Origin of the sequence: Burkholderia sp. Ap-955 (assembly GCF_011753045.1) — a bacterium.
Lineage (GTDB): Bacteria > Pseudomonadota > Gammaproteobacteria > Burkholderiales > Burkholderiaceae > Burkholderia > Burkholderia lata_D.
On the sequence record NZ_VWWH01000007.1, the window covers coordinates 30,029 to 45,094 of the forward strand.

Annotated in this window: 14 protein-coding genes; 13 read left to right on the plus strand and 1 reads right to left on the minus strand. The window is 67.4% G+C overall.

All coding sequences use genetic code 11. The features are described from left to right. The first annotated feature begins 4 nt into the window (after positions 1 to 4). The 9 genes from F3J15_RS06325 (at position 5) to F3J15_RS06365 (ending at position 10,764) form a co-directional block, all read left to right on the plus strand. Entirely contained in the window at positions 5 to 988 is a 984-nt protein-coding gene (locus F3J15_RS06325) for an ABC transporter permease subunit (protein ID WP_166888838.1), read from the plus strand. Next, the gene (locus F3J15_RS06330) at positions 985 to 1,926 is read left to right on the plus strand and encodes an ABC transporter permease subunit (protein ID WP_166888841.1); all 942 of its coding nucleotides are present in this window, start codon (positions 985 to 987) and stop codon (positions 1,924 to 1,926) included. Before F3J15_RS06325 ends, F3J15_RS06330 begins: the two co-directional genes overlap by 4 nt. 31 nt (positions 1,927 to 1,957) lie before the next feature. After that, positions 1,958 to 3,538 (plus strand): DUF3138 family protein, encoded by a 1,581-nt coding sequence (locus tag F3J15_RS06335; protein WP_166888844.1) that lies wholly within the window; start codon positions 1,958 to 1,960, stop codon positions 3,536 to 3,538. A gap of 26 nt (positions 3,539 to 3,564) precedes the next feature. Further along, a complete protein-coding gene (locus F3J15_RS06340; protein ID WP_166888847.1) occupies positions 3,565 to 4,857 on the plus strand; it encodes an FAD-binding oxidoreductase in 1,293 nt (430 codons plus the stop codon). A 70-nt stretch (positions 4,858 to 4,927) separates the two neighbouring features. After that, a complete protein-coding gene (locus tag F3J15_RS06345) occupies positions 4,928 to 5,308 on the plus strand; it encodes a cupin domain-containing protein (protein WP_166888850.1) in 381 nt (126 codons plus the stop codon). Positions 5,309 to 5,355: 47 nt separating this feature from the next. Then, a complete protein-coding gene (locus F3J15_RS06350) occupies positions 5,356 to 6,771 on the plus strand; it encodes an amidase family protein (protein ID WP_166888853.1) in 1,416 nt (471 codons plus the stop codon). Positions 6,772 to 6,796: 25 nt separating this feature from the next. Next, the gene (locus F3J15_RS06355; protein WP_166888856.1) at positions 6,797 to 8,287 is read left to right on the plus strand and encodes an aldehyde dehydrogenase; all 1,491 of its coding nucleotides are present in this window, start codon (positions 6,797 to 6,799) and stop codon (positions 8,285 to 8,287) included. Positions 8,288 to 8,674: 387 nt separating this feature from the next. Next, positions 8,675 to 9,628 (plus strand): GlxA family transcriptional regulator, encoded by a 954-nt coding sequence (locus tag F3J15_RS06360; protein WP_166889096.1) that lies wholly within the window; start codon positions 8,675 to 8,677, stop codon positions 9,626 to 9,628. A 500-nt stretch (positions 9,629 to 10,128) separates the two neighbouring features. Then, positions 10,129 to 10,764 (plus strand): response regulator, encoded by a 636-nt coding sequence (locus F3J15_RS06365; protein ID WP_166889099.1) that lies wholly within the window; start codon positions 10,129 to 10,131, stop codon positions 10,762 to 10,764. Between the two features lie 23 nt (positions 10,765 to 10,787). Here the strand turns inward: F3J15_RS06365 and F3J15_RS06370 are convergent, their stop codons facing one another. After that, positions 10,788 to 12,029 (minus strand): sensor histidine kinase, encoded by a 1,242-nt coding sequence (locus F3J15_RS06370; protein ID WP_240158711.1) that lies wholly within the window; start codon positions 12,027 to 12,029, stop codon positions 10,788 to 10,790. Positions 12,030 to 12,394: 365 nt separating this feature from the next. Between F3J15_RS06370 and F3J15_RS06375 the strand changes: the two genes are divergently transcribed. The 4 genes from F3J15_RS06375 (at position 12,395) to F3J15_RS06390 (ending at position 15,059) form a co-directional block, all read left to right on the plus strand. Next, entirely contained in the window at positions 12,395 to 12,820 is a 426-nt protein-coding gene (locus tag F3J15_RS06375; RefSeq protein ID WP_166888859.1) for a DUF3331 domain-containing protein, read from the plus strand. Positions 12,821 to 13,000: 180 nt separating this feature from the next. After that, positions 13,001 to 13,327, plus strand: a complete 327-nt coding sequence (locus F3J15_RS06380) for a response regulator (protein WP_240158708.1) — start codon at positions 13,001 to 13,003, stop codon at positions 13,325 to 13,327. Positions 13,328 to 13,430: 103 nt separating this feature from the next. Beyond that, positions 13,431 to 14,285 carry an alpha/beta hydrolase gene (locus tag F3J15_RS06385; RefSeq protein ID WP_166888865.1) on the plus strand — a complete coding sequence of 285 codons (855 nt, stop codon included), beginning with the start codon at positions 13,431 to 13,433 and terminating at the stop codon, positions 14,283 to 14,285. A gap of 54 nt (positions 14,286 to 14,339) precedes the next feature. Then, positions 14,340 to 15,059, plus strand: coding sequence for a hypothetical protein (locus F3J15_RS06390; protein ID WP_166888868.1), 720 nt, complete (start codon positions 14,340 to 14,342; stop codon positions 15,057 to 15,059). The last annotated feature ends 7 nt before the right edge of the window (positions 15,060 to 15,066 follow it).

Below are 15,066 nucleotides of genomic sequence, written 5' to 3' on the forward strand. Positions count from 1 at the left end.
CACGATGAGAACCTCCGCTTCCAATCCGTCCGCGCCGGTGCCGACCGGCGCCGCGAGCGCCGGCACCGGCCACGCCCGCACGGGCCGCTTCGACTTCCTGGCGCGCTTCCTGCCATCGGGCCGCAGCGTCGCGATCGGCGTGCCGTTCGTGTGGCTTGCCGTGTTCTTCGCGCTGCCGTTCGTGCTGGTGCTGAAGATCAGCTTCGCCGACCAGATGCTCGGCATCCCGCCGTACACCGCACTTGCGCGGCTGGAGGCCGGCACTGTGCAGGTCGTGCTGTCGCTGAAGCATTACGCGCTGCTGCTGCAGGACGACCTGTACCTGAATACCTACGTCAGCTCGCTGAAGATGGCCGCGGCATCGACGCTGATGTGCCTGCTGGCCGGCTACCCGATCGCGTACTTCATTGCGCGCTCGGCGCCGGCCCGCCGCAACCTGCTGATGATGGGCGTGATGCTGCCGTTCTGGACGTCGTTCCTGATCCGCGTCTATGCGTGGGTCGGGATCATGAAGGACGACGGGCTGCTGAACCATGTATTGGCGGCACTCGGCGTGATCGCGACACCGCTGCGGCTGTATCACACCGACGCGGGCGTCTACATCGGGATGGTCTATTCGTACCTGCCGTTCATGGTGATGCCGCTATACGCGCACCTCGTGAAGATGGACCTCACGCTACTCGAAGCCGCGAACGATCTCGGCGCGACGCCGTGGTCCGCGTTCTGGCGCATCACGCTGCCGCTGTCGAGGAACGGCATCGTCGCGGGCAGCCTGCTCGTGTTCATCCCGGCGGTGGGCGAATACGTGATCCCCGAGCTGCTCGGCGGCGCGAACACGCTGATGCTCGGCCGCGTGATGTGGGATGAATTCTTCAACAACATGGACTGGCCGATGGCGTCCGCGGTGACGGTGACGATGGTGCTGCTGCTGCTCGTGCCGATGGCGCTGCTTCATTACAGCCAGACCGAAGCGGAGGCCAGGTCATGAACCGTGCGAATCGCATCCTGTCCGCGTGCGTGCTGGGCGCGGGCTTCCTGTTCCTGTACATCCCGATCGTCAGCCTGGTCGTCTACTCGTTCAACGCGTCGAAGCTGGTGACGGTGTGGTCGGGCTTCTCGCTGAAGTGGTACGGCGCGCTGCTGCGCGACGACGAACTGCTCGCAGCCGCTTGGCTGTCGCTGAAGATCGCGCTGCTGACGGCCACCGCGTCGGTCGCGATCGGCACCTGGGCCGGCTTCGTGCTCGCCCGCATGGGGCGCTTTCGCGGCTTCACGCTGTATGCCGCGATGATCAACGCACCGCTGGTGATTCCGGAAGTGATCCAGGGCATCTCGCTGCTGCTGCTGTTCGTCGCGATGCAGCAGGCCTTCGGCTGGCCGGCCGGGCGCGGCTGGCTGACGATCTGGATCGGCCACGTGATGCTGTGCCTGTCGTTCGTCGCGGTGATCGTGCAATCGCGCGTGAAGGAGCTCGATCGTTCGATCGAGGAAGCCGCGCTCGATCTCGGCGCGCGGCCATGGAAGGTGTTCTTCGTGATCACGCTGCCGCTGATCGCGCAGGCGCTGGTGTCCGGCTGGCTGCTTGCCTTCACGGTGTCGATCGACGACGTGATCCTGTCCGCGTTCCTGTCGGGCCCGGGGTCGACGACGCTGCCGCTCGTCGTGTTCTCGCGCGTGCGGATGGGGCTCAACCCGGAGATGAATGCGCTCGCCACGGTGTTCATCACGGTCGTGATGATCGGGGTCGTCGTCGTGAACCGCGCGATGCTGGCCCGCGAGCGGCGGCACGCGCGCGACACGCGGATGTGGCACGCGGCATCCGCGCCCGAGGTATCCGGCACCCCCGCGTCGCCGTCCGCCATGCCGTCCGCGCGCGCGCCTGTCGCGCCGCCGCTGCACGACCGCATTCCGCATCCCACGAAGTGACGAACAGTGACGAACGACCAGGAGACATTCCATGAAAAAGAAGATGCTCTGCGCGCTGATCGCCGGAGCGCTGCCGGGGCTGGCTGCGGCGAACTCGAGCGCCGACCAGATCCGGACGCTGCAGCAGCAGATCGCGGTGCTGCAACGGCAGATGAGCGCGCTGCAATCACAGCTCGGCGCGAAGCCGTCGGCCGCATCGGTGGCGGCGAACGTGGCGAACGCGTCAAACCCGGCGACCGGCGCGGCGGCTGATGCGTCCGCACCCGGCTACGGGCAGGCACCGGCCGTGCTGACCAACGACGACGTGTCGGAACTCCGGCAACAAGTTGCGAACCAGCAGCTGAAGGTCGATTCGCTGACCGATGCCGCGCGCACGGGCCCGATCGCCGGGCTGTCGGTGACGGGCTACCTCGACCCGACCTACGTATACAACCGGGGTGCCGGCACGTCGTCGTTCCAGTTCGCGAATCACGAGAACGCGTACACCTACTACAACAGCACGTTCGGCGATGTATTCCTCGACATCAAGAAGACGTTCGGTGTCGGTCCGACCGCGCCGTCCGCGGAAATCACGCTGATGCCGAACCGCGGCGCGGGCCTGTCGATGATGACGGGCAGCGGCTCGAGCGGCCTGAACATCATCAACACGGCCGTCCTGACCGTACCGCTGTCGGGCACGACGGCGCTCACCGGCGGGCTCGTGACGGGCTTCGGCGGCTACGAATACCAGCAGTCGAACATGATGCTGACGCTCACGCACAACCTGCTGTACGACTTCTCCGATCCGGGTTCGTCGATCGGCGCGGGCCTCAACTACCTGAGCGCGGACGGCCACTGGGCGTGGAAGTTCTTCGTCGGCAACGAGCAGTTCCGCAGCGCGGGCGCGGTCACGCAGACCGGCGTCAACGCGCTCGGCGACCCGATCACGACGAGCAACAAGGTGCCGACCTTCACCGCGCGCGTCGATTACCTGCGCGGCAGCGCGCTCGACGTCGGCGGCTCGATCAGCATCGGCCGCCAGACGCTGCCGAGCGCGGTCGACCCGGCGACCGGCAACGTGCGCTACGGCGTGGGCGGTAACGCACCGAGCGCGTACGGCGCGTTCTTCTTCGGCGAGGCTGACGCGACCTACACGCTCGCCGATGCGCAGTACAACGCCGAGTTCGACTACGGCCAGCAGCAGCACGGCGCGTTCAACGGCGGGCTCGCACAGTGGTTCGGGCTGTCGCTGCTCGCGCACCGCAAGTTCAACGCGCCGGTGGTCGGCCGCATGGGTGCGACGCTGCGCTACGACCTGCTCGTGAACCGGAAGAACGGCGGCGGCGGCTCGTCGATCGGCCTGAACGGCAACGGGATGGACCCGAACAACGGCTTCGGCGTCGATGCGGATTGCCTGGCGCTGTCGAAGGCGAACGGCGGCGTCGGCTTCGAGTGCAAGGGCGCGACGCGGCAGGCTGCCGCGTTCGACCTGCTGTTCTACCCGACCCAGCAAGTGACGGTGAAGGTCGAATACCGGCACGACTGGGCGAGCAACAAGGTTTTCCTGCGTCACGACGGGTCGTACGAGAAGTCGAACGACCTGCTCGCCACCCAACTCATCTACGCGTTCTGACGCGACGCCGTTCGCGAGTCTTGCACATGCTCAAGTTCGAAAACCAGCAACATGTTCAGTCCTACTATGCAGCGACGGCGAACAACCGTACGTGGCATTCGTCGCTCGACGGGGCCGTGACGGCCGACGTCTGCGTGATCGGCGGCGGGCTCACGGGCCTGTCCGCGGCGCTCGAGCTCGCCGAGCGCGGCCATTCGGTCGTGCTCGTCGAGGCGTCGAAGATCGGCTGGGGCGCGAGCGGGCGCAACGGTGGCCAGCTGATCGCCGGGTACGCGTGCGATATCGACACGTTCTCGGCCTACCTGCCGGAAGACGACGTGCGGCGCGTCTGGGCGATGGGGCTGGAGTCGGTCGAGATCGTCCGGCATCGGGTCGACCGGTACGGCATCGATTGCGACCTGACCTTCGGCTACCTGACCGCCGCGAACAAGCCGCGCCATCTCGATGCGCTGCGCGCGTGGCGCGATACCGCGGCGAGACGCTTCGGCTATCGCGGCTACGAAGTCGTCGAGCGCACCGACATGCATCGCTTCGTCGCATCGGACCGTTACGTCGGCGGCCTCCGCTACGAAGGCAGCGGCCACCTGCATCCGCTGAACTACACCCTCGGCCTTGCACGGGCGGCGCGCGAGGCCGGCGTGACGATCCACGAGGACACGCCCGCGATTGCGCTCGATCGTGCCGCGCCACATCACCGCGTCACGTGCGCGCGCGGACACGTGGATGCCCGCCATGTCGTGCTGGCCTGCAATGCGTACCTGGGGCGGCTGGCGCCGGCGCTCGCGCGCAAGATCATTCCGGTCGCGACCTACGTGATCGCAACGGAGCCGCTCGACGACGCGCGCGCGGCCGAGACGATGCCGGCCAATGCGGCGATCTGCGACACCAATGCGGCGCTCGACTATTTCCGGCTGACGCGCGACCGCCGGCTGCTGTGGGGCGGCAAGGCCAGCAGTTCGACGAGCACGCCGCGCGACCTCGCGGCCGCGATGCGGCGCGACATGCTGAAGACGTTCCCGCAGCTGGCCGATGTGCGGATCGACTACGCGTGGGGCGGGCTGATCGACGCGACGATGAATCGCGCACCGCATTTCGGCAGGCTCGAGCCGACCGTGTATTTCGCGCAGGGATTTTCCGGGCACGGCGTCAACGTGACGGGCCTCGCGGGGCGGCTGATCGCGGAAGCGATCGACGCGCAGGCCACGCGCTTCGACCTGTTCGGCCGGATTCGCCATCGCGACTTTCCGGGCGGGCGCGCGCTGCGCACGCCGATGCTGGCGCTCGCGATGACCTGGCACCGGATGATGGACCTGCTCTGACCCGCGCGGGCGGTTCACCAGGCCGCGCGGCACCGAAACGTTTCGAATCACTCACGCCCTGGAGGCACTCATGACTAATCTCACGAATCTCGTCGACCTGATGCGCGCACCGGCGAAGCTCACGCAGAGCCGCGTGCCGAGCGGGTTGCTGCTCGACGGCAATCCGCTGCAGACGCTGTCGCATCACTACATCAGCCCGTGCGGGCAGTTCAGCTGCGGGATCTGGGCATGCACGCCCGGCCGCTGGACGATCGAGTACGACGAGTCGGAGTATTGCGAGATGCTGAGCGGCGTCGCGATCGTGCGCGACGCGGACGGCCGCGAGCGCGTGTTGCGCGCGGGCGACCGCTTCGTGATTCCACCGGGTTTTCGCGGCACGTGGGAAGTCGTCGAAACGTGCCGCAAGATCTATGCATCGCACGCACCGCAAGCCGGACAGCCGGCCGCGTAACGCGCGGCCGGTTCAGGACAACCATCGAGATCAACGAGGAGCAACCCATGACCCAGGAATTGTGGCGCCTCAGCGCGGCCGAGATGGCCGAGCGCGTCGCGCGTCGCGACGTGTCTGCCACCGAACTCACGCGCAGCTGCCTGCAGCGGCTTGAAGCAGTGAACCCCGTCATCAACGCGATCGTCGACGTGATGACCGACAGCGCGTTGCAGGCGGCGTCCGATGCCGATGCCGCGATCGCGCGCGGCGCACCGGTCGGCCCGCTGCACGGCGTGCCGGTGACCGTGAAGATCAACGTCGACACGGCGGGATACGCGACGACCAACGGCGTGCGCGCGTTTTCGGACCTGATCGCGCACGAGGACAGCCCGGTGACAGCGAACCTGCGCAAGGCCGGCGCGATCGTGATCGGGCGCAGCAATGCGCCGGCGTTTTCGTACCGCTGGTTCACCGATAACGACCTGCATGGCCGCACGTCGAATCCGTGGGATGCGTCGCTGACGCCGGGCGGTTCCAGCGGTGGCGCAGCCGCGGCGGTGGCGGCCGGTATCGGCGCGATCGCGCACGGCAACGACCTGGGTGGCTCGATCCGCTACCCGGCCTACGCGTGCGGCGTCGCCGGGCTGCGGCCCAGCACCGGGCGCGTGCCGGCGTACAACCCGACGCAGTCGAAGGACCGCACGCTCGCGGTGCAGCTTGCGTCCGTGCAGGGGCCGCTCGCGCGCACGGTCGGCGACCTGCGGCTCGCGCTCGACGCGATGGCGGCAGGCGACGCGCGCGACGCATGGTGGATGCCGGTCGCGCCGAATGCACGTGAAGCCGCGTTCCCCGCGCGTGTGGCCGTTTGCGCGGCGCTGCCGGGCGTGCCGTCCGATCCGGTGGTGGTCGACGCGATCCGGCAGGCCGCGCGCTGGCTTGAAGAAGCCGGCTGCATCGTCGAGGAAGCGGAGCCGCCGCGGTTCGCCGAAGCGTGCGAACTGTGGCTGGACCTGGTGACCAACGAAGCGCGCAGCGGCCTCGGCGACGTGATCATGCAGCACGGCGACGCGGCGATCCGTACCGCGTTCGCGAGCCAGCGCCGTCTCGCGAAGCCGCTGGATCTCGAGGGCTACATGAATGGCCTCGCGCGGCGCACCGCGCTGCTGCGCGACTGGCAGCAGTTCTTCGCGCGCTATCCGCTGCTGCTGATGCCGGTGTCGTGCGCGCAGCCGTTCGCGATCGACGCCGATCAGCACGGCGACGACGCGATGCGCGCGATCGTCGAGCGGCAGGGGCCGCTGCTCGCGACCGCGCTGCTCGGGCTGCCGGGGCTGTCGGTGCCGACCGGCATCCGCGATGGCGTGCCGACCGGCGTGCAGCTCGTCGCCGGACGCTTCCAGGAAGCGCTGTGTCTCGCCGCGGGCGAAGCGATCGAGGCACGTGCGGGCATCTTTACGCCGATCGATCCGGTCACCGGATCGTGATCCGCGATCTTTCACGAGGAAACACATGAATCAATCGACATTCGAAGATTGGCAAGCCCGCGCGGCCGTGCTGCGGATCGAAGGGCGCGCGTTCATCGACGGCGAGGCGCGCCACGCGCAAACCGGCGCGACCTTCGCCTGCGTGAGCCCGATCGACGGTGGCGTGCTTGCGCACGTGGCCGATTGCAGCACCGACGACGTCGACCTCGCGGTGACGGCCGCACGCCGCGCGTTCGACGCGCGGAGCTGGGCCGGCATGAACCCGCGCGCCCGCAAGGCGGTGCTGCAGCGCTGGGCCGCGCTGATGCGCGAGCACCTCGACGAGCTCGCGCTGCTCGAGACGCTCGACACCGGCAAGCCGATCGCCGATACCACGGCGATCGACGTGCCGGCCGCCGCGCATTGCGTCGACTGGTATGCGGAAGCGATCGACAAAGTCGGCGGCGAAGTCGCGCCGGTGGACCATCATCTGGTCGGGCTCGTCACGCGCGAGCCGATCGGCGTCGTCGCGGCCGTCGTGCCGTGGAATTTCCCGCTGCTGATGGCCGCATGGAAATTCGCGCCGGCGCTCGCGGCCGGCAACAGCGTCGTGCTCAAGCCGTCCGAGAAATCGCCGCTCACCGCGATCCGTGTTGCGCAGCTCGCGTGCGAGGCCGGCATTCCGGCCGGCGTGTTCAGCGTCGTGCCGGGTGGCGCGGAGCCGGGCAGGGCGCTCGCGCTGCATCGCGACGTCGACTGCATCGCGTTCACAGGGTCGACGCGTACGGGGCAGCAGATCATGGCGTGCGCTGCGCAATCGAACCTGAAGCGCGTGTGGCTCGAACTCGGCGGCAAGTCGCCGAACATCGTGCTGCGCGATTGCCCCGATCTCGACCGCGCCGCGCAGGCGGCCGCCGACGCGATCTTCTTCAACATGGGCGAAGTGTGTACGGCCGGCTCGCGCCTGCTCGTGCATCGCGACATCAAGGACGCATTCGTCGCGAAGCTGGTCGACGCGTCGCGGCGCTTCGCGCCCGGGCACCCGCTCGATCCGTCGGTGACGATGGGGGCGATCGTCGACCGCACGCAGCTCGATCGCGTGATGGGGTATATCGGTGCCGGGCGCGACGAAGGCAAGCTCGTCACGGGCGGCATGCGCGTGCGCGAGGAGACGGGCGGGTTCTATGTCAAGCCGACGGTGTTCGAGGTGAAGCCCGATGCGAAGATCGCCCGCGAGGAAATCTTCGGGCCGGTGCTGTCGGTGATCGTGTTCGACGATGTCGACGAGGCCGTGCGGATCGCCAATGACACAGAGTATGGACTGGCCGCCGCTGTCTGGTCGGCCGACCTCTCGACCGCGCACGCGGTGGCACGACGTCTGCGCGCGGGCACCGTGTGGGTCAACTGCTACGGCGACGGCAGCGACGACATGAACTTCCCGTTCGGCGGTTACAAGCTGTCGGGCAACGGTCGTGACAAATCGCTGCATGCGCTCGACAAGTACACCGAGCTGAAGTCGACGATCGTGCGGCTCTAGCGTCCGGCTGTGCGGCACGCTGCAGGCCTGCCGCGCGATCCGCGCGCGCCGTCGGTGGAGATCGCCGCCCGATCCGAACAGGGCCGGCTGCACCGGGTTCAACGCGTCGTCCCCATACCGTCGGCATGCCGGGCTCCTTGTGTCGTGACGAACGTGACGGTGGACAGTGTAAGCGTCGCAGGCACGCGCCTGCTGTCAGTCGTCGTGCGACGGGCCGGCCCGAACGCTCGGCCATGGGCGCAGCATGGCCATTCTTTCCTGTCTCGAAATCTTGTAGCATCGCCGGAGTGCCGGTTGGCATGCCGCGATCACCGCCGCATGCCCGCTTTTCCGTTTGTTGTGACCCTGCCGACATGCGCCGGCGGGGTCGATTCGCGTGAGGTCAGTATGCGTCGCATTGGGCTTGTCCTCGTCCCTCAGTTTCAGGTGATGAGCCTGCTCGCGTTGTCCGTGTTCGACATCGCCAATCTCCGCGCGGGCCGCTCGCTCTATGAGGTGAGCGTGATCTCGGAGGATGGCGGCCCCGTGGAGGCGTCGTTCGGCATGTGCGCATCGACGCAACCGGCGCGGCTGTCGGAGTTGCACACGGTATTCGTCGGCGCTTCGCTGTCGACGCCGCCGCTCACGGACCGCATGCGCGAACTGCTGGTCGATCTGTCCGGCAAGGTCGAACGCATGGCGTCGATTTGCCTCGGTGCGTTTCTGCTGGCCGAGGCGGGCCTGCTGGACGGGCGCCGTGCAACGACGCATTGGGCGTTTCTCGACCGGTTCAGGGATCGCTATCCCGCAGTGTCGGTGGAGAAGGATTGCATCTTCGTGCGCGACGGCTCGCTGTGGAGTTCAGCCGGAATGAGCACGGCCATGGACATGGCGCTCGCGATGCTCGAAGAGGATCTCGGCCCGGACGCCGCCTTGCAGGTCGCGAAAGACCTGGTGCTCGAGCGCTGGAGACGCTCGGGGTCGCAGCCGCAATCGTCCGTGCTGATCGACCATCCGGCACGCAGCAATCGGATCCACGACGTCATCACGCACATCCGGGCGAATCTCGGCACCGATCTGAGCGTCGACAAGCTGGCCGACGTGGCGAGGATGAGCAAGCGGCAGTTTACGCGCCGCTTCAAGGATGAAACCGGCCTGACGCCCGCAAAGGCAGTCGAGCGCATCCGGCTCGAAACGGCCCGGGATTTCGTGACGAGTTCGTCATGGACCATCGACACGATCGCACGGGAAACCGGTTATGCGGATACCGAGCGGATGAGGCGGTCGTTCGTGCGCGCGTTCGGCCATCCGCCGCAGGCCTTGCGGCGCCAGCGCAAGCCGGAACACGCGGACACCGACTGAGCGCGGCTGGCCGATACCGGATTTCGCGCTGCAACATCATGGCACGAAAGGAGGGAACTACGTCCCTCCACGTGCGCCCATCCTCAATAGAATGTTCTTCGGGCGGTACCTGCTCGGGAGAGCCGAACCGACGACTCGTCAACAGCGGGCCGCACGCTCGTCCGCTCACGGTTTTGCGAACCGTTCCCGGCAGCCCGCGTCAAGTCGCCAGGCTGGGGCCGTCCGTGTGTGCCGCACGGACGCGACCGGTCGCCGATTGCGTTGCCGCACGTGCGAAGCGTGTCCGGCATCTGCAGGCACGCCGCGCCGCCGCGCCGCACGACGCGCATGACGCGCACGACGCGCATGACGCAACCGCCGAAGTGGCGCGGATCGGCGAAGCGCTGCGCGGGCCGCGGCCGCCCTTGCGGGTGGCCGGGACGGCGCTCGTCGTCGGCGCCGTGTCGGGCGACGCGCGGTTCGCGATGATGAAAACTGAACGGACGGTTGGGGCGCAGGATATGTCAGATGCAGCGATGAAAGACGATTCGACGGCTGTTGTATACGTCGTCGACGACGATCCGGCCATACGCGCATCGCTCGATACGTTGTTGCGATCGCTGGGCCTGCGCGTCGTGACCTTCGCGAGTACCGCGGAGCTGCGCGCGACGCACCGGGAGAATGTCACGAGCTGCCTGCTGCTCGATGTGCGGCTGCGCGGGGAGAGCGGGCTGGTGTTTCAGCAGGCGTCGGACCGGCCGTCGATCCCGATCGTCGTCATCACGGGGTTCGCGGACGTCGAAGTGTGTCGCAAGGCGCTGAAGGGCGGCGCGGTCGATTTTCTCGTGAAGCCGTTCACCGACCACGAGTTGATCGACGCCGTGAATCTCGCACTGTCGCTGGACGCGGCACGGCGAGTCCGCAACGACACGCATGACGAGTTGCGGCAGTCGTTCGAGCTGCTCACGCGCCGCGAGCGCGAAGTGCTTGCGTACGTCGTCAGCGGCGCCCTGAACAAGCAGATCGCGTCGCATCTCGGATTGAGCCTGATCACCATCAAGCAGCATCGCGCATCGGTGATGCGCAAGATGAATGCGTCGTCACTTGCGGATCTCGTGCGCAAGTCTGAGGCGATCGGCGTGCAACTGGCGACATGACGCCGCGCGCCACGCCGCGAGCGTCATGCGGCCGGGTCGGGCGTGCGCGGGTGGGCCGGCAGCGCGAACGAGAAGCAGCAGCCGGCGCCCGGTTCGCCGCGTGCCCAGATGCGCCCCTGGTGGGCGTCGACGATCGAGCGTGCGACCGTGAGGCCCATTCCCATGCCGTCGGATTTGCTCGTGAAAAACGGCTCGAAAAGCTGATCGATCGATTGCTGTTCGATGCCCGGCCCCGTGTCGCATACGTCGAACACGACTTCGGCGCCGCTCGGTTTGACCGAGACCGTCAGCGTGCGCGCGTGCGACGGGCCGCTTTCGATCGCCTGGATGCCGTTCATCATCAGGTTCGCGAGCACCTGCTGAACCTGCACGGGATCGGCGAACAGGCGTGCGTCGGCATCGATGTCGCTGTCGACACGAACGTTGCGTGCAGCGGCTTCCGGTGCGATCAGGAACAGCGCAGCGCGCACGGCATCGGCGGCCGCGAAGTCGACGCACTTCGCCGGCGCCTTGCCGATGAAGCCGCGAATCTTGCGGCAGATCTCCGTCGCATCGCTCGCCCACCGAGCGGCCTGCGTGATCGCGGCAGCGGCTTCGGCGACGTCGGGCTCGTCGCGCTCGAGCCAGCGCAACGCCGCTTCGGCCGATGAACCGACGGCCGACAGCGGCTGGCTGACCTCATGCAGGATCGAGGCCGACATCTCCGCAAACAGCGACACGCGGGCCGCGCGTGCGGCTTCCGCGCGCAATACCGCGAGCCGGTCGCTGTTCTCCTTCTGCTCGGTCACGTCGAACGCATAGAAATGCAGGCGCCGGTAGCCGTCCTCGTGCTTCGGCAGCGAGCAGCGCCATACGATCGGTACGCGGCGCCCCTTGAACGTCACCAGCGTGCGCTCGCCCTGGCAGGTCGTCCGGTTTTCGTAGATCGCGCGCAGCACCGCGCTGTTGCTCAGCCGGTCGGCCGGCAACAGGATCTCCGCGTGCTGCAGGAAATGCTCCTTCGATTCCGCGTCGAAGAGTTGCACCACCGCGTCGTTGGCCGCCACGAACGCATGCAGCGCGCGCAACCGGGCGACGGCCTGCGGATGCTCGTCGAAGTAGCGGTCGATATCGGTGACCCCGGCCATCTCCAGTTCCTTCACCGCGCGATAAACGCGCGACCAGTCTTCGACCAGGATCGGTATCGGCGCCGACAGGAACAGCTCGCTTTCCGCGGGATGAGAGTCGGCAGGCGGGGCGATCGTCGGGGCTGCGGACGTGGACATGGGGACGTGGTGCTTGCTGAGGCTCGCGCGCGGCGCGAAGCCGGATGACCGGAAGTGAAGGATCGGGACGACGAACGACGTGCGCGTCCGACTTCGATGTAGTTGCAACTATAAAGCAGATCGCCGCGTGTTGCTGGCCGTGACCGCGGGCGCATGCAGGCCGGCGCGACGGTCAGACTTTGGTATGGGAGGGCATCGACCACGGTCTGATGGATCGCAGAAAACCGTTCCTCTAGACTCGATTCCAACGTGAGTGAAGCGCGCGGCGCGGCCGGTGGCGAAGAGGCGATGTTCGCGATGCGTCGGTGCGACGGATCGATTGTGCAAGCCGCGCATGCGCGTTCAATGCGAGGGGAACGGTAGAGATGACGCAGCCAACGTGTGCATACGACGATGTATTCGAACGCGCGCTGATGGGCCTGCTGGATCCGTCGAGAACGGCGGGCGTGCCCGGCTCGCATCGGCGGCGCGTGCGCGGCAAGCGCAACGACGGCGCGCGCGAGGCCGCCGCGCCGATGGCCTCGCGGATCAGGATCGTCGAGATTCTGTCGGATACCGCTGTCAGCGTGCGCTGGAGCGACCCGAGGTACGGGCATTTCGGCGAACAGCTGTGGCATTGCGTGACCGCGAGAACGGCGTCGCGCTGCGTGCTGACCGGTGCGCCGATCAAGCCGGGCGATCGCGTGTATCGGCCGCGGGGGCGCAGCCGCACCGTTCCGTGCAACTGGGACAGGATGATCCATGCCGCGGCAGTCGCACCGGCGCCGTCCGCCAGCGCGGACGGCCGGTGACGCGCGAGCGGGTACGGTCGGTATCGGCCGCACCATACCTCGGCATGATTGCCGGTACAGGGGGCGGTCGGTACGCTGTCCGAAATCCGGTTGCGTTCCCGGCCCTGCCAGCGAGCGTGGCGTCACGCGAGACACTCTGTGCACGACAAGACGGTTTGCATCATCGACGATGAATTGGCGATGAGACAGTCGCTGGAATCGCTCGTGCGCTCGATGGGCGTGCGCGTGAGGCTGTACGCATCGGCCGAGGCGTTTCTCGAGCACGGCGCGAGCGGGACGTCGCACTGCATCGTGTGCGATATCCAGATGGCCGGGATGTCGGGCATCGAGTTGCTCGCCGTGCTGCGCGCAGGATGTTGCGACGTGCCGATCATCTTCGTGACCGCGCACCCGAGCGCGCGCCGGGTGCTCGAGGCGAGACGGCTCGGTGCATTGTGCGTGCTGGAGAAACCGCTCGATCCACGCGAACTCGTGCAGTGGGTGATGCGCGCGCTCGCAGGATGCTGAAGGGGCGGCAGGGCGGCATGCGGGCGCGGCAACGGTGCGTTCGGGCGTCATCGCGACCGGGCATGTCCATTACGCGGTTTTGTTTCGAACAACGGGAGAACTTATGGAAAACGATAGTCCGAGCCTCGGCGCCAGAACGCAGTTCGTCGACGTCGATGGTCGGCGCCTCGCGTATCGCATGTTCGGCCGCGGCACGCCGCTCGTGCTGTGCGTGCGCTTTCGCGGAACCATGGACACGTGGGATCCGCTGTTCCTCGACAGTCTCGTCGAGCAGGGCTTCCAGGTCACGATCTTCGACTACAGCGGCCTCGGGCAGTCGAGCGGCGAGCGAACCTATCATCCTGCGTCGCTCGCCAAGGACGCGATCGACCTGATCGTCGCGCTCAAGCTCGGCAAGGCCGTGATCGGCGGCTGGTCGGTCGGCGGGATGGCCGCGCAGATCGTGCTCGCAAAAGCGCCGCAACTCGTCACGCACGCGGTGCTGATCGCGACCACGCCGCCGGGCCCATTGGTCAAGGCCGGCGAACCGCTGTTCTACACGATGGCGAAGCGCGAAAACGACTTCGAGGATTTCGTCACGCTGTTCTTCGAGCCGGCCTCCGCCGCGAGCCGCGCGGCGGCCGAGCTTGCGGCCGCGCGCGTCGCTCAGCGCAAGGTCGACCTGAGCCCGGCGGTACCGGTCGCGTGGGCCGGCGAGCAGGTCGGCGACGGCCCGCGGAACCCGGCCTTTCCGGTCGATGCCGTGCTCGATGCGCTGCGCTCGACGTCGATTCCGGTTCTTCATGTCGGCGGCGATCACGACATCGTGTTCCCAGTGGAGAACTGGTATGCGCTCAACGGCCAGCTACCGACGCTGCATCTCGTGACGCTGCCGCGCACCGGGCACGGGCCGCAACTCGAGTATCCGGTGGCTTGCGCCAGACACATCGCGGCGTTCGTCGGCGTGCACGCTGGCTGATCGCGCGCGCAGCGGACGAATGAGGAAAACGTTTCTTATTGTTTAGGATGACAAATGGAAGATCTGGTTGATTTGGCGATTCGCGCGGCAGGGGGAATGGAGCGCTTCAGGCGCTTTCGCAGCGTATCGGCGCAGTTGCATCACACGGGCGCGATCTGGGCGCTGAAGCAGCGCGACGGCGTGCTCACCGATTCGCGCGTGACGGTGCAGTTGCACGAGCAGCATGTATCGCATGCCCCGTTCGCTCCGACGACGGACCACTCCGTCTACACGCCCTCGCGCGTCGAGATCCGGCGTGACGACGGTACCGTGGTCGATACGCTCGACGCACCTCGCGCATCGTTCGACGGCTATGAAATGGAGACGCCGTGGTCCGACGCGCAGCTGGCGTACTTCGCCGGCTACACGATGTGGACGTATCTGACGTCGCCGTTCCTGCTGCGTCACAGCGGCGTTCGCAGCCGCGAAATCGAGCCGTGGATCGTCGACGGGCTGCCGTGGCGGCGGCTGCATGTCGAGTTCGCGCCGGAGATCGCCACGCATAGCGCCGTGCAGACGTTCTACTTCGACGCGGACGGGCTGCTGCGCCGGCACGACTACGAGGTCGACATCCAGGGGCGCAACGCGGCTGCGCGGTACATCAGCGACTACGTCGACGTGCAAGGCATCCGGATGCCGACACGCTTCCGGATTTATCCGCGTACCGACGCGAACGTGGCGCTGCCCGCTCCGTTGATCGTCGGTGTCGATCTGTCGAACTTCCGTTTCGAGTAACGAGGCA